The sequence below is a fragment of the Phormidesmis priestleyi BC1401 genome (genome assembly GCF_001650195.1).
GTDB classification, from domain to species: domain Bacteria; phylum Cyanobacteriota; class Cyanobacteriia; order Leptolyngbyales; family Leptolyngbyaceae; genus Phormidesmis_A; species Phormidesmis_A priestleyi_B.
Map to the genome: position 1 here is coordinate 14,359 of NZ_LXYR01000042.1, position 20,978 is coordinate 35,336.

Below are 20,978 nucleotides of genomic sequence, written 5' to 3' on the forward strand. Positions count from 1 at the left end.
GGTTTCCCGTCCAGAGGGTCGCTTAAAGCGTCATGCTAGAGATGAGAGCCTGCCGTTGCCGTCGATGATGATTTCTTCTTACCCGTCGCCTCATCAAGCGCTAATTGACCAACTCGATTTAATGATTCGAGCGCATTATCCAATTCTCTACCTGGTGGCAGTCGAAGAAGCGCCCGTCGAGGAGGTTGTGCGTCAAGTTGCAGCGAAAACCCAGCCCAATCGAGCCGTTCTACTGTGGGATATTGTGCGGGGTTGGACCGATAACGGCACCGATAAAGGCAGCGTGATGGGGGCATTGGGACGGATCGCCAACGCTGCAAAACACGATGCTGTAATCTTTGTGCTGAGGGACTTACACCCGTTTCTAAAACAGCCCAATAGCAAAGATAGCGTTCCGATCGTGCGCGAGTTAAAGAATCTGGCACACGAACTTAAACGCAGCCGTACCACGATCGTGCTACTCAGCCAGACGCTAGAACTGCCCGTCGAGTTAACCGAAGCCGTGACGGTGATCGATATTCCGTTGCCGAACGAGATCGAGATTGACGCGCTGATTTCTCAACTCGTGATGCCAGATAAACTGCACCTCACCGGACTCGCCCGCGAACAACTCGTAAAAGCCTGCCAGGGATTGAGTCGATCGCGCATCGAACGGGTTTTAGCTAAGGCACTTGCCTCTAAACAGCAGGTCAACGAAACTGACATTAACGAAGTATTAGACGCAAAAAAACAAGCGATTCGGCAGACCGGAATTTTAGAATTTTTCACCGCAGAGCGATCGCTCAAAAGTGTCGGCGGGTTAGAAAATCTCAAGCAATGGGTGAGAATGCGGCAAGATGTCTTCACAGAGGAGGCGCGTCGATATGGCATTCCCAATCCCAAAGGGCTGCTGTTGGTGGGCATTCAAGGCACTGGGAAATCACTCTCGGCGAAAACGATCGCCCATGAGTGGCGGTTGCCTTTGCTCAGACTCGATCCGGGTCGGCTCTTTGGCGGCATTGTGGGAGAAAGTGAAAGCCGAATGCGACAGATGATTCAACTTGCAGAGGCGATCGCGCCGTGCGTGCTGTGGATCGACGAACTCGACAAAGCGTTTGGCAACTTGAACAGCAGCAGCGATGGCGATTCGGGCACGAGCCGCCGCGTCTTTGGCACTCTGATCACCTGGATGCAGGAAAAAACCAGTCCTGTATTTATCGTTGCCACCGCAAATAATGTGCAGATTCTCCCGGCTGAACTGTTGCGAAAAGGACGGTTTGATGAGATATTCTTTCTCAATTTGCCCAGCGATCGAGAGCGACAAGAGATCTTTAAGATCTATCTACAACGATTGCGCCCCAGTCGCTTGCGAGAGTTTGATTGCGAGAAACTAGCCTGGACAGCCCGAAACTTTAGCGGTGCAGAAATCGAGCAAGTGATCACCGACGGAATGCACCGAGCTTTCGGCAAAGGTCAGAGTGGACAACGCCAAGATTTCACCACCGATGACATCTTAGAATCGATTCAAGAGACGGTTCCCCTCGCGTCAATCTCTCAGACACAAATAGAGTTATTACAACAGTGGGCAGAACGAGCCGGGGCACGCAACGCTAGTCATTAAATTATCACTAAAATGAACGCTAAACCCACTAAACAAGACATCCAAGCCGCAACCGGAAAGATGATGTCTGACATTCTTGCTCCTGACTTGACGATTATGTTTTGTGGCATCAATCCGAGTCTCTATAGCGTGGCAGTCGGACACCATTTTGCACGTCCTGGCAATCGCTTTTGGAAGGCACTTCACTTCGCAGGATTTACAGACCGATTGCTCAAACCTTTTGAAGATCGAGAGCTTTTGCAGTATGGCTACGGAATTACAAATATCGCCGATCGAGCCACCGCACGAGCCGACCAGCTCACCTCCGAAGAACTGATCGCAGGTCATCAACAACTCGCCGTAAAAGTAGAGCATTACCGTCCAAAAGTCCTTGCCGTGCTAGGAATTAGCGCTTATCGCACCGCATTTGCTCGAACCAAAGCCACGATCGGACGACAGTCTGAGTGCATTCACGACACGATCGTTTGGGTGTTGCCCAATCCTAGTGGCTTAAATGCTCACTATCAGTTGGCTGATTTGACCCGATCGTACCAGGAGCTTTTAATCGCAGTAAAAGTCTGATTTAGCATTTACGATCGCCCGTTTGCGAAGCAAGTTCCCCTTTGGATAATCGCTCTCCCAGTCAACCATACCTGCAACATTCAGCGATCGCACATCTTCGCCTTATAGCCCTAAGCGATCAGCAACCTACGTTCCAAATGATCCTGTGACCTGAACCGTTGGAGTTTCAGAACCTAAGCTCCCACCCGACGAGATACTGACTAAAGAGGCAAGCACCATCGATGGGTTTTCGCGGGTATCAATCCGTCATCCCCGCGAATGAATGTTATTGACGGTCAAACTAATTTCGCCAGGGTTTCCGAGAATACGAATGACCAGCCCGATTAATGAACCCGATAGCGGCATCACAATCAATAGACTGATGCCCTGAAACGATCTCAGAAAATGGGTCAACAGTTCTAAGGCATTCCAGTACAAGCCAGCGAAAAATCGACTCCCAATCCTAATGATTGCCCAGCAAGCCATCCAACGAGAGAAAGTGAAAGGATTTCTAGCTGATAAACGAGAGACCCAACAAATTGGCAAGCTTTGTCGATCGAAACGATGCCTTTTTGGAGCCACTATTCATGATAGAAGGTGTTGCAGTCTGAGCAGAGGCTTGGATGCAGCTATCTTCCAGCGAACTTTTTGAGATAACAATCTGCTAGAGAAATTGCTACAGCCAATATTTTGGATACGTTCTTTCTGATGCTAAATTATTGAAGATCACAGCACTAAATACCAAGATCATCGATCCCTCCAAAGCAGGCGTGAACAGAAATTTCCAATCAGGCTTCGTCATCATCACAACTAGAGCAACCGCTCCTGACGGCGGATGTAATGTTCCGGTGATCTGCATGATGGCGATCGCACTCGAAACCGCAAAACCCATTGCCCAGGGCGAAGACCCCAGAAATTGTAGAACTATCAGGCTGAGCAAAGCGGCTAGGAAATTTCCCCCAACTACATTGCGGGGTTGAGCTAACGGACTGTCAGGCACACCAAAGATCAAAACGCTGGTTGCACCAAACGGAGCCATCAGCAACGGAGAATCTGTTTTGATTGCCAGATAAGAGGTTGCAGTAATCGCCAAAAAACTCCCAAACCAACTCCAAAAAACGTGCCGATGATGAGGTCTGTCGATTGGGCAGGCTAATGGGCAAGATTGCCATCGACCCAGGACTTTGAACCAATAACTTTCCCATTTCAACCAAGCATTTCTGAGATTTATAGCCATCGCCACTTTGCTTAGGACATTTTTGGTAGTGTACTTCGCGTGCTGCCAAAAATGTCCCTGTCCTAACCTATGTGGCGGTAGCTATATCATGAAACCGCACTTCTAGAGTCGCCTCGTTCAGACGTTGCTAAAGTTACAGTGTCATAACATTTCTCAAAAGAATCTAAATAAGGTATTGAAATATACAACTTTTATTGCATTCAACGGGTTTCTCAGCAAAAATTGATGAAAATTTCAGACTTCAATCTCAGAAAAGAAACGGTCAAACCGCTTCAGTCAGAGTCATTCAATCGTGGACGTATAGTTGATACAGTGATGCCTTGCGGGTCTCTCAAAGCGATCCTTCATCCAACACCGACTCGAAGCACATCAGGCTAACTTCTTTTTAGAGAGGAACTTTCCGCATATCGTGCCAAGACGGGTGGATCGGCAGAAACTTTCCACCTATCTATTAAAGGTGCGGAGAATTCACAGGTATCATCAGTACAGGTCATACTGCCGGATGCGCGATCGCTCCACCCTTTCCCAAGCAATCGATCGCTCCTTCCAAAAAATTCAGCATTCCAAAAAACCAAGAACTCTTGTAAAATACATCGCAGTGATGAAGTTGTGCCCCGAAGCCTGATGTGACGATCAGACTCCGAGGACTTCCATCCCTAGTTAGTACCGATAACTCAGGAGGCGTTCATGATTGTACACCGTCGGTTTTGCGATGGGATCTTGAAAGGCTGGAATCAAGATCCTGCAACCAGGTTTCACCCCTACCGAATATCTGAGAAATCAATGTTTTTGTCCTCTTTGAATTAATCGAGAGGACAAAATACTATGGGAGTTAGGACGATCGTGCCTAGCTCGATTTCGTTCACCGTTGAGTTGCGTTGCTCAACGGAAAGACGTTATCGAGTCAGCATTACTTTGGATTTACAAGAGCGTTACATATTCATGTCGTCTGGTGTTATTCCAAACATTAGCGATTCTATTGAAGACTTTGTTTCACAACTGAGCGAGATTGCGTCCAATCAACTGGCATTGCTCAAATGGGATGGCACGAGTGATTTGACAACTGAATATCAAATCGTCCGAGTGTTGCCGGGATATCAAATTGAGCGTTCTTTAGCGAAGTTCAATATTGTCCTGGGCAATGGTTCACTCATTCAAGTGGAGGAATTGCACGACAAAACCACCATTCAACTGTAGACCTCCTGCATAAATCTGGACAGCCCTCCTCACGAAGTGGGGCAAGCCCTCGCCAGCCCATCTCCTCAAGGAGAATAGAGCCAGAACCTCTTGTTCCCTCTCCTTGGGGAGAGGGCTAGGGTGAGGGCGAAGGATTCGTGCAGGAGGTTTTGTAAAAAGGCTGGGAGTCGCTGATGACCTCTTTTAAGAAATGCGGCTCCCTGATTGCAGTTTGGCAAACGTGAGTGACACCCGCCTGTAATCGTCGTGGATGAACAACCCAATTGAATGCAGTGCATTGCCATTGGTGCAAGACTTTAACTTTAATAGAAGCAGCAAAGCCTTGAGCAATCCTAACTTCCACTTAAACGCAAGTCACGATCGCTCGAACGGAAGTCACAACTGCTTCAGCAAAAGTAACTTCCGCTTGAATAAAAGCAACTTCTGCTTGAATGGAAGTCACGATCGCTTCAGCAAAACTAACTTCGGCTTGAATGGAAGTCACGATCGCTTTAAGGTTAGCAACCGTACTTTATCTCACATCTTGCACCTACCACAATCAGCCGATTTTAGTCGTGTCGTTCATGGCTCAAACCCGCCCCGGACTGGAAGTCCGGGGCGTAACAGAACAAAGTCCACTCAGGGGGACTGGGAGAGAGCTTGAGGCATTCAGTCCGTTTTGACGGACTTCGCACCATTAGCCCCGACTTTAGTCCGGGGCGGGACGCGATCGCAGCAAAAAAACTGGTGCAAGATCTCAGTAATCCTAGACTGTACAATTCCCGGAGTTATTTAATCTACGATCCTTAGCGAAAATCAGGACTCGATCGCTCAGTCCTTAAGCTTTAAAGCCCTCCCCTCAACGGTTGAAGCTGATTTAACTCCTAACAAACGATTGATCGTCGGCACTACATCAATATTGCGAACCTGCTTAAACGTTCTGCGATCGATGTCGGGACCCGCCGCAAAAAAGATTGCACTCATGTTTGGTTTCTGTGGGTCATAGCCATGAGCACCATAAAAATTGGGAACCGAAAACACGGCGCTGACTGCGGCATCGTCACCAACACGGGGCACGACAGGAGTTTGAGTACCATCGAAGTTGTAACCCTCTTTCATCGTTGCAAAAACATCTCCACTGTCTTGACCGATGAATTCATTCGTGCCCAAACCAAACTTTGGGTCATTGAGATCGCCCGATCGTGGGCGAGCATAAATCTTGTCAAAAATTCGCTTGCCCTCGCGCTTTGTGTAGGTTGAATTGGGATCTTCTAATTCCTTTAGCGCCTCGATCACTTGCTGCTGCAACGTTACATATTCGCTTCGACTCACCGTGCCATCGGGTTCGCGTCCTTGCAGATTGATATAGACATTGACCGCAGGACCCGATGTGATCGCTCTAACTTTTGTAGGATCGAATCCTTTGCTCGTCAGAAAAGCATTTAAGTTGACCGCAGTGTGGAAAGGAGAGAAGCCGTGGTCAGACACCACCATCACGTTGCGGCGAGGAATTCCACCGCGAGTTGTTCCGACTGCATCAATCACTTGTTGAACCGCACGATTGGCAACTTTATAAGCAGTTTGGACATAGGTTTGATAACGGGCGATTTTTGCAGCATCTTGCCCAGAGCCGATCGTGTTTGCGTCAGTCGGATTGGTCGCTTGACGAGAATCAACCGTGAGAAACTGATGTTCTGATCCGTCAGGCTGCTCAATGTAGAGCATTACGAGATCAGCATCAGGATTTTTAGCGATCGCTCTCAGCGCCACACGGGTCTGATAATCGACAAAGGTGCGAACTTGATCTTCATAGATATCTTCTAATTCGATATCTGGGAAGTCAGTCAGACCCGGACTCAGCCGCTCTGTGATCCGAAAATCGGCTTGCGGTGCCCAAAAGCCAACATTTTGATTAATATCGTCTACATCGGCTAACACTGCTGGGTTGCGAGGAATTGAATTCGCAGAGTATCGTACCAAACGAACGGTGGATAAATCGGGTGCTAAATTGCTGACATAGAACGCAGTTCCGGCTTTATTAGAACTGCCTTCTAGATAGAACAAGCTCGACTGTTTGCGCTTGGCTTTGACAAATGCTGAACCTGTCGAGGGCAAACTTCCGCCCGATCGCATCCCGCTTTTCGCATCAAAAAAGACCAGCGTATCGTAATTGATTTGGCGATCGTTACTCGTGTCGATTGCCGCAACCTGCAGGTCATAACTCACGCCGCCAACGGTAAATTGCTCCAGCGCGCTCGTTTTTTGCAGCACTGGACTATAGGATATTCGACCTGCGGCGGTTAGTTGCTCGGTGGTCTGAGTCGGGGCAGCAGTGAAGTCTCCGGCACTGAGGCTAAACCCCTTGGCTGATAGCCCCGCAAATCCGCCGAACGGCACCGTGTAATCGACCGTTCGCACTTTGGCAGATTGGACGATCGGGCTACCCACGGCATTGGAGAGTCTAATGTCTGCGCCATCGGCTCCAGGAAAGGTAGCAGCAACCACTTTTTTTCCGTTTTGTCTGAGCTTAATCCAAATCGGTTCAGCCGTTGGGTTAGCACTTTCGGTCACGCCATTTGCGTTTATTGAATAGCCTCCGATCGGAGCCGCAAACCCGCTCACGTTCTGCCTAAACAGACTAGCAACTAGGTGAAAAGTATTGGAAATGGCATCATGTCGGGCAGGCGTAGATCCAGAATTAAGGGTGGTGTGACAGGCAGCCGTCAACGATGGATTGCAGGTTATATTGCGCTGTGCAGAAACGCCTCGGCTTTGCAGCAGTCCTAGCCCTGTGCGACGATTGAGAACTCCATTTGCTAAATATTCGTCAATGATGCGAGGCGTTGCGCCATCGAGTGAAATTAACACAACCTGCGATCGTGTAGTAACACTGTGAGCGATCGTGGAGTGAATCATAGTGACCAACAAAAAAGTCACCAACGCAAATGCGAACAAACGTCTAAATAGACTGCGACTAAAAACACTGGCAACGCGATGAAAAACCGTAGAAGGATATCGGAAGACGCGCTGAAGAATTGGAGAGAAACTAAACTCTCTCCATTTGTGAGTGTTCATTGAGGTAGAATCTCTGAATGGTTGAGTCGATGTACAGTCTACCGCCACGATATTAAGCGCAGACTATTGTTCGATTAACGGCACATCTCAAATCGTGACAGACGAGTTTCTATAACCTGTCCTAGATGCACTCTAAAAGCACCTCTATCGATCGGTAGATCCTTCTGCTTGTGAGACATCTCTTAAAGTGGAGCGACTTAATCAAACTGATTCAACCTCTGATAGAGAAGAAGCTGGAACGATCGCATTAGATTTGAAGAACAAGTTTTTGTAACTTTTTCTTACTTCAGCTTGATTTTTATTCTTCTATTTCGTTCTTTTTGAACTTTGGAGCGTAAGGCTATGGCTAGCGTTGTTTTAGATTCTAGTAAACTCAGTAGCTGGAAGACAGGAGACCTTAAAAGCGAAGTTTTAGCCCTGACAAAAGACCGAGATACTGACTCGCTCAAAGACAAAGTATTGTTTCATAAGAACGAGTTAACGCCTTACTTTGATGAGCTAAGTCGGCGCAATCCTTACCCTGTCGTTGAAGACCAGATTGCAGTAGTATTGGGCGTGTGGTCGCCTGTCTGGTCAACGATTCCCTTTCACGACAGTCTGCCGGGACGCATCCACGATCAGTCTTATCAAATCTTTGGTAACAGAGGCTATTACGGAAACATTGCCCGCTATGCACCCGGAAACCGGTCGAATCTTTTGCAGAAGTTCTCATCGCTTCTGATCGCTTATGACTTTATGGTGCTGCAAACCTTTGCCGTTCGAGATGGTCAATGGTGTATTCAAAATGTCGGCATTGAGCAGGCATTTAGACGACGGAGTAGTGCACTGACGATCGACAAAGCAGAAAACTGGTTTACAACGGTTGTAGATACACGACTTGATGCTAAAAAAGCGGACTTGCCCCAAGAGTTAAAGCTGCAAAATCTAGATCGAAACACCGTCAAAAAGTTTGAGAAAACTTACCTGGCATCGCCTAAATTTGAGCATCTTTACGTGGACGAAGACTTCCGTTTGGTGAAGACGCAGCGAGAAGAAAAGCAAAGACCGTCTTACACGATCGCGGTTCGTAGACGATGATTTAACTAAGCTGTAAGGACGCTGCACCTAACGTCCTTATCGTTTTTGACTCAGTTCTCGCGCTTGATCGCACTCTCGTGCCATTCTTTCAGCAAGAAATTAGATAACCAAGTTAGACACGCGAAGATTAACACACCTGTTAACGTAATCATGAACAGGGCAGCAAACATTCGAGGAATTTGTAGATTATAGCCTGCCATCAAAATTTGGTACGCTAACCCTGACTGAGAGCCTCCAGTGCCAGCCACAAACTCTGCAACGACTGCCCCGATTAGCGCTAACCCGCCGCTAATTTTCAAGCCACCTAAGAAATAGGGCATTGCACTCGGCAACCGCAGATAAATTAAGGTTTGCCAACGGGAAGCCCGATACAAGTGGAATAGGTTGATCAAATTATGGTCAACGCTGTTTAGACCTAGCGTGGTATTCGAGACGATCGGGAAAAACGCCACAATCCACGCACACACAATTAACGCTAGAAACGTATCATTCTTTAACCACATGATGATCAGCGGCGCGATCGCCACGATCGGAGTCGTCTGCAAAATCACCGCATAAGGAAAGAAGCTGCGTTCAATCCATTTGCTTTGAGTAAACAGAACTGAAATTAACAGCCCTGAGATGGCGGCGGTAATGAATGCAATTAACGTCACTTTCAAGGTGACTAACAGGGACGGAAACAGTTCGCCCCATGAACTGATCAATGTTTGAAAGACTAGGATCGGTCCCGGCAGCAGGTAAGGCGGCATATTTGTCACATGGACAAAAATTTCCCATGCCGCGATCGCCAACACTCCCACCGCTCCCGGAGCTAAGATGTCGGGTGAGAGAACCCGTCTGATTAAAGAAGGTCGAAATTTTGGCGGAGAAATCGTGCGCGATCGAGTTCTGCTCCCAGTCGAGCGACTCACTTTGCCCGATAGATTGCTAAAAAGATTGATAGACGCGGGAGGGTTGATTCGACCCATTCGCAAAAGGTTTTGTAGCTCTACGATCAAGACCGCCAATTGTCGCCAAAACATCATGATTCAGTTCCTTTAGAGAGTGACGATTTGCAGGTCGCGATCGCTTCCTTTGAGAGATGCTTCTGCGAGGTGGTGAGACACATCTCGGCAATAGTGGTTGTAGTCAAGCGATGTCCGAAACTCCTCATCGCGGGGATAAGGCGCGGCGATCGCTACATCTGCGACCACTCGACCGGGACGCGCCGCCATGACTACGACTCGCTGAGATAAATAAACCGACTCATAAATGTTGTGAGTCACAAAAATTACCGTCCAGCGCAGTTGACTCCACAGCGATAAGAGGTCGCTATTGAGACGGCTGCGAGTCATCTCATCTAATGCCGCAAAGGGTTCATCCATCAGCAGCACATCCGGCTTAGTCACCAACGCCCGCGCGATCGATACCCGCATTTTCATGCCGCCCGACAGCTCACGCGGATAGCATTTCTCAAACCCTTGCAGACCGACCATCGCGATCGATTCCTCAACGGCTGCCATCGCCTCTCGTTTTGGCATTTTTGCCAGCGTTAACGGCAGTCGCACATTGTCCTGCACCGTTGCCCAGGGCATCAATGCTGCTTCCTGAAACACATAGGCAAGTTTAGGCGTTCGCCCCTGTCCCCACTCCAGTTGCCCCGAACTCATTTGCCCCAGTCCTGCAATGATTCGCAATGCCGTGCTTTTGCCGCAGCCAGACGGACCGACTAGACTAACAAACTGCGATGCACCGATTTCTAGATTCATGTCCTGCAAGGCAACGGTGCCATTTGCATAAACCTTGTTAATGTGGCTGAGCGTAATCGTAGGAGTCATGGCAATCGAGGTTTATAAAGGTGGACTGTTAATAAGTGGCGGCTAACCGACTCGCGAGATACTCTCCTGCCAAGATGGGCGGATATTGGGGGACACGATCGGAGGAGTCTGAACAGGCAATCTCAACGTCTGGATCGGGGTCACAAAACAGCGCGATCGAATAGCGCGATCGCTGGCTCTCTACTCCTAATGGAACGGCAACCCGATGAGGCGTTGAGCTTAAGCGATCGTTGGTCCAACGCTGCATGGCATCGCCAACGTTGACTACAATCGTATCCTCAATTGGAGGGGCGGCAATCCAGTCTCCCTGACGAGTTTGCACTTCTAATCCCCCGACGCGATCTTGCAGCAATAGCGTAATGCTGCCGTAGTCGGTGTGTTCTCCTGCCCGAAGTTGTCCCGGTTGAGGAATCTGATCGACGGGAGGATAGTGCAGCATTCGCAGGAAATAATGGCGGCTGTGCTTATCGGCAAAGAATGCTTCGGGTTGATGGAGGGCGATCGCAAATGCCCGCAAAATGTCGGGAGCGACTTCTGTGGTACAAAGTCGATAAAACTCCGTCACCACGTCGCGAAACGCCTCTTGATGCGGCAGCCAAACCGATTGGATGCCCATATTAAACACCTCCTTCAAATCCCAGGGATTTTTGGGATTCAGTCGCTCTTTTTGCAGCCCGACATAGCCGCAATTTGTCTCGCTCGATCGAGCCAATTGTTCCTTCACCTCGCTCGGTAGATTAAAGAACTGTTTGGACTGATCGAGCAGATCAACTATGAGCAATCGAGGAATGCCGATGTTCCGCAAATACATAAAGCCGACCTCATGACAGGAGACATAAATCTGCTCGACGACGGCTTGTTTTTCAGTCGCGTTTCCCTCAAGAAAGGGGGCAAAATCAATCACCGGAATTTGGGTAGTCATGGTCAACAAATTGCCCCATTCCTAAGCTTGATAAGCTTGCGGTCCTTTGTTCACAAACTTCAGCGTATATGCCTGCTTATAATCGGTTCCTGCTTTAAACACGCCAGCCGTCACCATTGAGTCGAAAAATGTTTTCCAACGCTCATCGGTCATTGCGCCAATGCCTTTCGCTTCAGCATCTCCGCCATTCACAATCTTATATTTGTCAAACGTCGATCGCGCATAGACAAGTTGGTCATCTGTCATTTCAGGATTGTCTTTCTTAATCAATGCGTCACCCGGAGCCGGATCTTTGAGGTAGCTATACCAACCTATAATCGACGCATCGACAAAGCGCTGCACCAGATCAGGATTTTTCTCAACTAGCTCCTTTCTGGTCTCGATCGTCGTGGCATAAGGCGCATAGCCAGAGTCTGCCAGCAAGAAAACAACTGGCTCAATTTTTCCGACCTTTCTAATGATGTTTGGTTCAGACGAAACATAGCCCTGTTGAGCAATATTCTTGTCGGCTAAAAAGGGACCAGGGTTGAAGTTGTAGTTGCGCTTCTGGTCGTCAGTAAAGCCATATTTCGACTTCAAATAAGGCCAATAAGTGGTGTATGCCTGGGTAGACATCAAAATGGGTTTGCCTTTGAGATCAGCCAAATCTTTGACCCCAACCCCTGGGTGAGCAATCAACACCTGCGGGTCTTTCTGAAACAGTGCCGCAACCGTGACTTTGGGAATGCCCGACTCAACCGAGACGATCGCGTCGGCTCCATAGCCCATAAAAAAGTCGATCGCGCCGCCCATCAAAAGCTGAGTGCCGTTGACTTGAGGTCCACCCATTTTGAGCGTCACGTCTAGCCCGTGGTCTTTGTAAATGCCTTTGGCAACGGCTTGATAAAAGCCGCCATGCTCGGCTTCTGCAAACCAGTTGGTGCTCATTGTGACTTTATCGAGCTTACCAGCACTCGCAACGGGTGACGCGCCAGGAGAACTCGTGGTTGAAGAACCTCCCCCATTAGAGCAGGCAGCCACAATCCCGCTGCCTAACGCGAGCGAACCGTATTGGATGAATTTGCGGCGACTAACGCCTCGATCGGAAGATTCTTGAAAATAGCTCACGCTGGTTCCTTTTGGCGTATACGGAATCTAGTATAAAAGCCGAAAACATTGAACTTTGTAGCACAGAATACTTTTTTGAATAGATGAAATGGATATCACTCCTCAATATTGAGGAGTGATAAAAATTAAGACGACGACTCGATCAGACTCATTAGCCTAAAGTGAGCAATCGTCGAAATTTCGATCAACGCTTGCGTGATTTCTGCGGACAACGAATTCTTTAACCGCTGATCGAACGTATATAAAACGCTAGATTTGCTGTGATTTTTAACTGCAATAATAAATGGGAACCCAAACTTATCTTTATAAGCTTGATTGAGAGATTGAAACCGAGCGTATTCTTGAGAACTCAATCGATCCAATCCAACCCCTGACTGCTCTTGCACCGAAGCCTCTGCCATTTTTGCTTTGCTGCCCAAATCAGGGTGAGCGCGAATGAGCCGGAGCTGGTCTGTTTGGCTCATCAGTTTTACGATCGCAGTCATTTTTTGATGCAAATTATCTACATCCGCAAACGGGCGTTGCTCCCACACTTGTTGCGCGATCGTCGGAGTCTCTTCAAACACAGCCCCCAACCGTTCAACAAATTCCGATTGGCTCATCTGATTCAGTTGCGCGATCGAGTAACCCATTGAATCAACTTCCTCGATAAGTGCTGTAAGCCCAAGGCGATGTCAGCAAAGGGACATGATAGTGAGCCGTCAGATCTGAAATGCCAAACTGAATGGGAACCCGATCGAGAAACGGCACTGCCTGTTCTCCCTCGAACTGAGCGAAATAAGATCCGACTGAAAACACGAGTTCATACACGCCAGTCTTGAATTCGGCATCTGCTAACAGTGGGAAATCTGTGCGTCCGTCAGCATTCGTGACGATCGTTTTTAGCAATGTTTTTTTCGATGTGGAATCGATTACAAAAAGCTCGATCGTTAAATCAGCCGCCGGACACCCGTGTGCAGTATCTAAAACATGAGTGGTGAGTTTACCCATCTGCTCGTCTCATTTAATGTAACGGTCCTGCCAAGATTGTATTAGAAATCGCATTGATGATATCACTGCCATCGTCTTGTTTTAGTTGTTCATACCACTGCTGCGTTTTTTCAGGATCTTTTCCGTGGGTCATATGCGATCGCTTTCGTGCTTTCAGCACAATATCAGCCGTTCGTCCCAGCCGTTCTGACTCATATCGCTGTAGCGCATCTTCAACCCCGATCGTCGTCGAACTCAGATATCGCGCCAAGACTTCAGCATCCTCGATCGCTTGACAGCCTCCCTGTCCCAAGTCAGGAGCCGTGCTGTGAGCCGCATCACCCAAAAGCGCCACGCGACCTTTGACAAACCGTTCTAACGGCTCAATATCGTGAATCTCAACCCGATTGGTCTTCAACGGATCGAGTCGCCCAATCAGCGTTTGTACAGGGTCAGCCCAGCCCTTAAAAAAGCTCGTCAACTCGTCTCGATAGCTGTCTGGAGTGCTCACAGACCCTTTTGGAATCGGCACATCAAAAAAGAAATAAAATCGCCCCTCTCCCACAGGCATCATCGAGACGCGCTTGTGTTCACCCACATAGATCGCCCAGCTATCTACCGGGGCTAAATCCTCACTGATTTGCACAAGTCCATTCCAGTTGACATAGCCGACATAGTGGCGATCGGTCGCGTGCCCTAAAACGTGTTGACGCACGATCGAGTGGGTGCCATCGGCTCCGATCAGAATATCGCCTGTTGCGGTGCGTCCATCTTCAAAGTGGGCAGTAACTCCATCTTGCGTTTGTTCAATCGCAACACACTTGCAGTTGAGATGCACCTTCTCAGCCCCAAACTCGTCTAACAGCATATTCTGTAAATCAGTTCGAGCGACTGGATAAGGGCGCTGCCCCACTTTTTGCACCAGAGGAGCCAGACTCACATCGGTTAATAGCTCTCCGGTGTGGCTATAGTATTGCATCCGATCCATCTGTCCGCCGATTTGGGCGATCGCTTTGCCTAAGCCCAGACGATTTAGCACCTTAACCCCATTTGACCAGAGAGAAATTCCAGCTCCGGCAGGTCGCAGCTCGCTGACTCGATCGTAGATTTCGACCTGATAGCCCACCTGACGCAGCGCAATTCCTGTCGCTAAACCGCCCATTCCCGATCCAACGATTACAACCTTGAGGTCATCCATCCCCGACTCCTTTCTGCTGTGAGCGCAACCTGTGAAACCTGTAGATTCACTACCGTATACCGGATACTATGATCAGAACAAGAATAAAATACTGTGATGATTACTACGAATTAGGACGACAGATCTAAGGGTTAAATGAGTGTTGTAAAGGGACGATCGGCAGAAGTCATCATCCGCAATTCAGTAGACCTCTTGCAAAAGTTCCTGCCCTTACCCCAAATCCCTCTCTCAAGCTTGGGAGAGGGACTTTGAAATCTGGCTCCCCTTCTCCCAAGCTTGGGTTGGGGAATGAGGGCATCGTCGGACTTTTGCAAAAAGTTTAGCAATCTAGCGAATGGTTCAAAAGTCTTCATTCATCTTCCTACTTTGGAGTGAGACGGCATCTAGCCTTTAGACTGGCTCATTTAAGAGGCGAGACTGATAGTTTAGATACAACAGCAAATGCGTCAGGTTGTTGTTAAACTCTCCTCTCTGAAAGAATGCGTCTAGCATAAATGAAGCCCTAAGCTCCTGAGCACTTGGGGCTTTTAATTATTTACAAAACATCAAAGAATAATTAAGTTGCTGTGTGCAGAGAGCTTTATTGTAGTGGGGTTCTGTTGAATTGACCGAGTTGGATCACCATGAAAAAGTATATGTCTCTCTTGTTGAGTGCGATGTTATTGAGCAGCACGATCGCGTGTAGCAAATCAAATGACACCGCTATGTCAACGGATGGCAGCAAAACCACGACCGCAAACTCTACTGCGATCGCGGCAGGAACTACCATAAACACTGACCTTCAGCAAGACATCTCGACGGGGAAAAATCGCGATCAGGAGCCGTTTACGCTCAAGGGCAAAAATGGTTCACTTAAAGACGCGACGATCGAAGGGCATTTAGAAGACGTGGTGAAGGCGCAGAAAGACAAGAAGGCGAGTTTGCACCTCGTATTGGATAAAGTTGTGCTCAAAGATGGGAGTCAATATCCGATCGATGCCACACTGGTAAACACGCGAGTCGAAAGCAAAACAAAAGGCAAGTTTTTGCAAAACGCAGGTGTTGTTTTGGGCGGAGCTGTTGCGGGTAAGTTTTTGGGAGACAGAACTAAATTCAAGCATGGCGGCTTGGCAGGTGGGGCAGCGGCGACAGCGTTTGTGTTGTCGAGTCCGGGGGGCGAAGTCGTTCTCAAAAAGGGAACGGATGTGAATTTGAAGCTGAAGAGTCCTTTGGAGATCACACCTTAAGATGGTGGATTAAACCAAGCCGAATTCGCCCTCAACCTAGCCCTCTCCCAAAAGGAGAGGGGACAAGAGTTCTGGCTCCCTTCTCCTTGGGGAGAAGGGTTGGCGAGGGCTTGCCCCACTTCGTGAGGAGGGCTGTCCAGATTCACGCAGGAGGTCTATTGCACGCTCGATTTGCGTCTAAGTCCAAAGACACCGACTGCGACGAGTGCAGGTCCGATCGCTGCCGCAGGTTCAGGAACTTTAGTCAGGGGCACAAAGCCTTTTAACTCTGCACCATCCGCTTTGAACACACATTTAGAAAATATTAAGTGATCACGTTAAATCAGTGATTAAAAATACTTCAACAGTTCTGTAACGACATTGCGAATCGGTATAGAAATGCTGTGGTCAATCTCTACACAAACGGCAACTCCACTCTTCAACGTCGTCAATCACTAGCGACTTCTCAGACATCCTTTTAGAATTAGCGTAGAGTTTCAAGGCGTTGAGCGTGAGATATGACAGATTTTACTCAGGCAGTGGTCATTGGTGGCAGCATTGCTGGACTGTTGACTGCACGAGTCTTAGCTGACTTTTATGATTATGTAATGGTTGTCGAACGCGATCGCGTCCCTGATCGTCCCGAAAATCGTAGAGGAGTTCCCCAATCGCCGCAGCCTCACGTTTTATTTACCAAAGGCTACCGCATTCTAGAGGAATTATTTCCCGGCATCGGAGACGATTTGACTGTGGCAGGTGCGGTGGCGATCGATTGGGCGCGTGAGTTCCATTATTTCAACGAGGGAGTTTGGAATCGCCGCACCGACGAGCCGACCGATATTACTTCATTTACCTGTTCGCGTCCTTTATTAGAGTGGGCAATTCGTCAACGATTGGCGGCTTTTTCTGCGGTGAAGGTTGTCGATCGCCATCGCGTCATCGGGCTGTTAGCAACCAACGGGCAGATTACAGGAGTTGAATTAGAATCGGTGGCGGGGAAGGCGCGATCGCAGATCTCTACGTCGCTAGTCGTTGATGCAAGTGGTCGTCAATCTGCGGCTCCTAAATGGCTAGAGAATGCAGGATTTAAAGCGCCCTCTGAGACGGTGGTGAATCCGTTTTTGGGCTATGCGACTCGCCGCTATCGTGCGCCCAAAGATGTTGCAGCCGCTTGGAAAGTGATGCTGATTTCTCAACAGCCGCCGGATGCGACGCGACTCGGCTATCTGGCAACGATCGAAGACGGACAGTGGATCGCAACGCTAGGCGGGTATGGACACGACTTTCCGGCGATCGACGAGGCAGGATTTTTAGCGTTTGCCCACAGTCTTCCAAGTTCAGAATTTTATGACGCAATTATCGCCGCTGAGCCTGTGTCTCCGATCTATGCCCATCGTGCGACGGCGAATCGTTGGCGACATTATGAAAAAGCGAATCTTCCGAATGGGTTTGTGGCGTTAGGAGATTCGGTTTGCGCGCTGTGTCCGGTGTATGGGCAGGGCATGACGATTAGCGCCTTGTCTGCGCTAGTGCTGCGAGAGTGGTTAATGGCTGGAAAGGGTCGCTCTGTTGACTTTCAGCGTCAGCTTGCTCAGAGCAATCGCTTCCCATGGATGCTGGCAGTTGGGCAAGATTCGCGCTTCTTAACCACGGCAGGGCGATCACAACCCAACTGGGTCGAGAATCTGTTGAGCGGATATATTAAACAACTGATGAAACAAACTAGCGTGAATGCAGAGATGAACACATTGTTTATAGAAATTGCACATCTAATTAAATCACCTGCAATGTTTTATCATCCAAATGTGGTCTTCCAGGTAATTAAAAATATGAACACAAAAGGTACGAAATAGAACATGCGTAGAGACGTTTTGGTGAAACGTCTCTACGCTATCGGGTAAACCCATAATCCCCGCATTGATTCATTCACAAATTTCACGCACCGTAAATTTATTTTGAATGCGTATAGATTGTTGGTCATGGCGGAAGCAAGGAGACGTTTCACCGAAACGTCTCTACGGGGTTGGTAAATTGATTGTCGATCGCGTTCATCAATCAATTTGAAATAACCATAAAAATAAGAGGCAGAGTGTTAATTTCTCTGCCTCTTACTCAAAGATTTAAGGATTCCGCTGACTCATTCAGCCAGCGACTACTCCTCGTCATCCTCAGCGATTTCATCAGCGATCTCAGACACGCTCAGGTCTGTTTCCTCTAAGGCAACCTCGGTCGCCATGACTTCGATCGCGCTATCTCCCAGCACACCCGCCGGAATCACTTCGGCTTCTCCAGTCAGAGGCACGATCGCGACGGCGGCGATCGCGTCATCTTCATCCAGTCGCTGCACCCGCACACCTGTTGCCCCACGAGACTGAGACGAAATCGCATCGACAGCTTGACGAATAATGATGCCTCGATTGGTAATCATCATCAATTCTGCCCCCTCGTTGACGATGTGCAACGCAGCAAGCGTGTCGCCCTTTTTACGGAACTTTGTGACGACGATGCCCATACCCGCACGGTTTTGTAAGCGGAACTGAGTCACCGGAACTCGCTTTCCGTAACCGCCTGTGGTGACGACTAAAATCCAAGGACCAGATGGCATTTTGAGTTCAGCCGTGTCGAGTTCAGATCCGTCCTCGTTGAGAACGACCTCTTCGTTGAGAGCGATTTCTTCGTTGAGAACAACTTCCTCGTTGAGTTCAGCATCTTCATCAATGAGTCCGGCTTCTTGCGCTTGGGCGACATTCTCCACGATTTGACCGGGCAGAATCGCCATCCCCACCAGGCTATCGCCTTTGCGAAGCGACATCGATCGCACTCCGCGAGTCGCCCGACCCAGCGGACGCAGTTGCTCATGGTTGACGCGAAAGTGAATTGATCGACCCAAACTTGAGCCGATGATGATGCTGTCTTCAACACAGGCGAGACGAACCCAGCGCAGTTGATCACCGTCTTCGAGCGAGATGGCAATCAGCCCGTTTGAGCGGATATTAGCGAACGCTGACAGCGCGGTTTTTTTGATGTAGCCCTTGTTGGTCAGCATCACCAAAAACACGTTGTCGCTGAATTCCGAGACGGGAATAATTGACGTAATTTTCTCGTTGTGAGGAATCGGCAGCAGTTGCACGATCGGCATTCCTCGTGCCGTTCTCGATGCGGTGTGAATTTGGTAGGCTTTGGCGTGGTAGACCACACCGCGATCGCTGAAGAACAAAATGCTGTCGTGGTCGCAGCAGGAAAGGAAGTGTTCAACCGCGTCGTCTTCTTTGATGCGCGCCCCTGATTTGCCGCGAGTGGCTCGGCTCTGCGAATCAAACGCATCTACGGGCATCCGTTTGATATAACCCTGCTCGGTCAGCAGAATCACCGCTTTTTCGTTGGCAATCAAATCCATGTCGCCGAGTTCGTCTTCAGACTGCTCGATCACCGTGCGGCGTGGAGTGGCGTGAGTGGCGCGGAGTTCGGTGATTTCGGTCTCAATGATGGTGAGAACTCGTTCGCGTCGAGCCAGAATGTCCTGCAAGTCGGTGATTTGAATTTGCAAATCGTCGTGTTCTTGCTGAATTTTCTCCGCTTCTAACGCCGTCAATCGTCGTAGTTGCATTTGCAAAATTGCATCGGCTTGAGAGTCTGACAAGCCATAGGACTCGATCAGTTCTTGCCGTGCAGTCGGAGCGTCAGCCGCCCCGCGAATAATCGCGATGATGCGATCGAGGTGAGACAGCGCAATCAACAATCCTTGCAGCAGGTGATCGCGTTCTTGAGCTTTGCGAAGTTGGTAACGAGTCCGCCGCTCGATCGTCTCAATGCGGAATGTCAGAAAGACTTCAAGGAAGTATTTGAGGGTGAGCAACTGGGGTTCGTTGTTCACCAGTGCCAGCATGTTTGCCCCAAAATTCGCCTGAATCGGGGTTTGCTTGTAGAGGTTGTTGAGCACTACACGCGGGTAAGCATCGCGGCGCAGCTCAATCACGATCCGCATTCCGTCGCGATCGCTCTCGTCTCGCACGTCAGAAATGCCGTCAATCTTGCGATCGTTGACCAACTCAGCAATCTTCTCGATCAGCGAGGCTTTGTTGGTTTGATAAGGCAACTCGGTGATGATAATCGCTTCGCGATCAGGTCTGCCGCGATGCTCGATGGTCTCGATCGACGCAACGCCGCGCATCGTGATCGATCCACGTCCTGTAGTATAAGCGTCGCGCATTCCTGACCGACCCAGAATTTGTCCCCCCGTCGGAAAGTCAGGACCAGGGATATACTGCATCAACTCCAGTTCAGTGAGATCTGGGTTGTGAATCAGAGCCGTCAATCCATCGATCAACTCGCCCAAATTGTGAGGCGGAATGTTGGTTGCCATGCCGACCGCGATCCCAGATGAGCCATTCAGCAATAGCTGGGGAAGCCGCGCTGGAAGAACGGTTGGCTCTTGCTGAGAGCCGTCAAAGTTGTCGGCAAAATCGACGGTTTCAGATTCAATATCGCGCAGCAGGGCATTGCTGGTTAACGTGGTCAGACGACACTCGGTGTATCGCATTGCGGCGGGAGGATCGTTGTCGATCGAACCGAAGTTGCCGTGACCATTAATCAGGCGCTCTCTCATTGAGAAGTCTTGCGCCATCCGCACTAAGGCATCATAAACGGCTGTATCGCCGTGAGGGTGATATTTACCGAGCACTTCCCCGACGACACGGGCGCACTTGCGAAAGGGACGCTCAGGCGTTAAGCCCAGTTCGTGCATGGCGTAGAGAATGCGACGATGCACAGGCTTTAAGCCATCTCTGGCATCTGGCAGTGCCCGACCCACAATCACGCTCATCGCGTATTCCAGGTACGATCGCTGCATCTCGCCTCGGAGATCAGTGGGAACGATCCGTTCTGTGGGTATCTCCTGGGAGAAGGTCATAGGTCGAAAAACTCCGAAAATGCAAGCTTGGATTTGACGATCGACACAAAGGGCTAAAACTCAAGAGTTAAGCGCTTCAATCAGTGCCGATTATTACTGAAATTTTAACATATTCCGTCATCAGTCGGACTGGCTGAGTATCATCA

The 20,978-nt window shown here is 49.1% G+C and carries 20 protein-coding genes; 7 read left to right on the forward strand and 13 right to left on the reverse strand.

Going from position 1 to position 20,978, the window contains the following annotated elements:
• The first annotated feature begins 64 nt into the window (after nucleotides 1-64).
• Nucleotides 65-1,600 (forward strand): AAA family ATPase, encoded by a 1,536-nt coding sequence (locus A8707_RS18905; protein ID WP_231948142.1) that lies wholly within the window; start codon nucleotides 65-67, stop codon nucleotides 1,598-1,600.
• Nucleotides 1,601-1,612: 12 nt separating this feature from the next.
• Complete coding sequence (mug, locus tag A8707_RS18910; protein WP_068818761.1) at nucleotides 1,613-2,161, forward strand: G/U mismatch-specific DNA glycosylase; 549 nt, start codon at nucleotides 1,613-1,615, stop codon at nucleotides 2,159-2,161.
• 246 nt (nucleotides 2,162-2,407) lie between these two features.
• Here the strand turns inward: mug and A8707_RS29205 are convergent, their stop codons facing one another.
• The gene (locus A8707_RS29205; RefSeq protein WP_231948143.1) at nucleotides 2,408-2,578 is read right to left on the reverse strand and encodes a hypothetical protein; all 171 of its coding nucleotides are present in this window, start codon (nucleotides 2,576-2,578) and stop codon (nucleotides 2,408-2,410) included.
• Nucleotides 2,579-2,816: 238 nt separating this feature from the next.
• The gene (locus tag A8707_RS18920) at nucleotides 2,817-3,377 is read right to left on the reverse strand and encodes an HPP family protein (RefSeq protein WP_068818763.1); all 561 of its coding nucleotides are present in this window, start codon (nucleotides 3,375-3,377) and stop codon (nucleotides 2,817-2,819) included.
• A gap of 825 nt (nucleotides 3,378-4,202) precedes the next feature.
• On the opposite strand from A8707_RS18920, the gene A8707_RS18925 reads away from it, so the two are divergent.
• Nucleotides 4,203-4,574 carry a hypothetical protein gene (locus tag A8707_RS18925; RefSeq protein WP_156518719.1) on the forward strand — a complete coding sequence of 124 codons (372 nt, stop codon included), beginning with the start codon at nucleotides 4,203-4,205 and terminating at the stop codon, nucleotides 4,572-4,574.
• Nucleotides 4,575-4,917: 343 nt separating this feature from the next.
• Here the strand turns inward: A8707_RS18925 and A8707_RS28385 are convergent, their stop codons facing one another.
• Nucleotides 4,918-5,058: a hypothetical protein gene (locus A8707_RS28385; RefSeq protein ID WP_156518721.1), complete on the reverse strand. Its 141-nt coding sequence runs from the start codon at nucleotides 5,056-5,058 to the stop codon at nucleotides 4,918-4,920.
• Between A8707_RS28385 and A8707_RS28390 the strand changes: the two genes are divergently transcribed.
• Nucleotides 5,048-5,236 carry a hypothetical protein gene (locus tag A8707_RS28390; protein WP_156518723.1) on the forward strand — a complete coding sequence of 63 codons (189 nt, stop codon included), beginning with the start codon at nucleotides 5,048-5,050 and terminating at the stop codon, nucleotides 5,234-5,236. The two genes, A8707_RS28385 and A8707_RS28390, sit on opposite strands and share 11 nt — an antisense overlap.
• Nucleotides 5,237-5,384: 148 nt before the next feature.
• Here A8707_RS28390 and A8707_RS18930 read toward each other — a convergent pair whose 3' ends face one another.
• The gene (locus tag A8707_RS18930) at nucleotides 5,385-7,628 is read right to left on the reverse strand and encodes an alkaline phosphatase family protein (protein ID WP_082906430.1); all 2,244 of its coding nucleotides are present in this window, start codon (nucleotides 7,626-7,628) and stop codon (nucleotides 5,385-5,387) included.
• A gap of 342 nt (nucleotides 7,629-7,970) precedes the next feature.
• Between A8707_RS18930 and A8707_RS18935 the strand changes: the two genes are divergently transcribed.
• Complete coding sequence (locus A8707_RS18935) at nucleotides 7,971-8,705, forward strand: hypothetical protein (RefSeq protein ID WP_068818765.1); 735 nt, start codon at nucleotides 7,971-7,973, stop codon at nucleotides 8,703-8,705.
• 50 nt (nucleotides 8,706-8,755) lie between these two features.
• On the opposite strand, the gene A8707_RS18940 is transcribed toward A8707_RS18935, so the two are convergent.
• The 7 genes from A8707_RS18940 to hpxO form a co-directional block, all read right to left on the reverse strand.
• Nucleotides 8,756-9,730 (reverse strand): ABC transporter permease, encoded by a 975-nt coding sequence (locus tag A8707_RS18940; RefSeq protein ID WP_231948145.1) that lies wholly within the window; start codon nucleotides 9,728-9,730, stop codon nucleotides 8,756-8,758.
• A 12-nt stretch (nucleotides 9,731-9,742) separates the two neighbouring features.
• Nucleotides 9,743-10,522: an ABC transporter ATP-binding protein gene (locus tag A8707_RS18945; protein WP_068818766.1), complete on the reverse strand. Its 780-nt coding sequence runs from the start codon at nucleotides 10,520-10,522 to the stop codon at nucleotides 9,743-9,745.
• A 28-nt stretch (nucleotides 10,523-10,550) separates the two neighbouring features.
• Entirely contained in the window at nucleotides 10,551-11,444 is an 894-nt protein-coding gene (locus A8707_RS18950; RefSeq protein WP_068818767.1) for an isopenicillin N synthase family dioxygenase, read from the reverse strand.
• A 21-nt stretch (nucleotides 11,445-11,465) separates the two neighbouring features.
• Nucleotides 11,466-12,551 (reverse strand): ABC transporter substrate-binding protein, encoded by a 1,086-nt coding sequence (locus A8707_RS18955; RefSeq protein ID WP_068818768.1) that lies wholly within the window; start codon nucleotides 12,549-12,551, stop codon nucleotides 11,466-11,468.
• A 125-nt stretch (nucleotides 12,552-12,676) separates the two neighbouring features.
• Nucleotides 12,677-13,183: a 2-oxo-4-hydroxy-4-carboxy-5-ureidoimidazoline decarboxylase gene (gene uraD, locus A8707_RS18960; protein WP_068818769.1), complete on the reverse strand. Its 507-nt coding sequence runs from the start codon at nucleotides 13,181-13,183 to the stop codon at nucleotides 12,677-12,679.
• Between the two features lie 4 nt (nucleotides 13,184-13,187).
• A complete protein-coding gene (gene uraH, locus A8707_RS18965) occupies nucleotides 13,188-13,541 on the reverse strand; it encodes a hydroxyisourate hydrolase (protein WP_068818770.1) in 354 nt (117 codons plus the stop codon).
• Nucleotides 13,542-13,554: 13 nt separating this feature from the next.
• Nucleotides 13,555-14,718 (reverse strand): FAD-dependent urate hydroxylase HpxO, encoded by a 1,164-nt coding sequence (hpxO, locus tag A8707_RS18970; RefSeq protein ID WP_068818771.1) that lies wholly within the window; start codon nucleotides 14,716-14,718, stop codon nucleotides 13,555-13,557.
• Between the two features lie 623 nt (nucleotides 14,719-15,341).
• Between hpxO and A8707_RS18980 the strand changes: the two genes are divergently transcribed.
• Entirely contained in the window at nucleotides 15,342-15,944 is a 603-nt protein-coding gene (locus A8707_RS18980) for a hypothetical protein (protein ID WP_068818773.1), read from the forward strand.
• A gap of 155 nt (nucleotides 15,945-16,099) precedes the next feature.
• On the opposite strand, the gene A8707_RS28395 is transcribed toward A8707_RS18980, so the two are convergent.
• On the reverse strand, nucleotides 16,100-16,234 hold the full coding sequence (locus A8707_RS28395) for a PEP-CTERM sorting domain-containing protein (protein WP_197484890.1): 135 nt from the start codon (nucleotides 16,232-16,234) through the stop codon (nucleotides 16,100-16,102).
• Nucleotides 16,235-16,441: 207 nt separating this feature from the next.
• On the opposite strand from A8707_RS28395, the gene A8707_RS18985 reads away from it, so the two are divergent.
• The gene (locus A8707_RS18985) at nucleotides 16,442-17,776 is read left to right on the forward strand and encodes an FAD-dependent oxidoreductase (RefSeq protein WP_068818774.1); all 1,335 of its coding nucleotides are present in this window, start codon (nucleotides 16,442-16,444) and stop codon (nucleotides 17,774-17,776) included.
• Nucleotides 17,777-18,075: 299 nt separating this feature from the next.
• Here A8707_RS18985 and gyrA read toward each other — a convergent pair whose 3' ends face one another.
• Nucleotides 18,076-20,832, reverse strand: a complete 2,757-nt coding sequence (gene gyrA / locus A8707_RS18990; RefSeq protein ID WP_068818775.1) for a DNA topoisomerase (ATP-hydrolyzing) subunit A — start codon at nucleotides 20,830-20,832, stop codon at nucleotides 18,076-18,078.
• Between the last annotated feature and the right edge of the window lie 146 nt (nucleotides 20,833-20,978).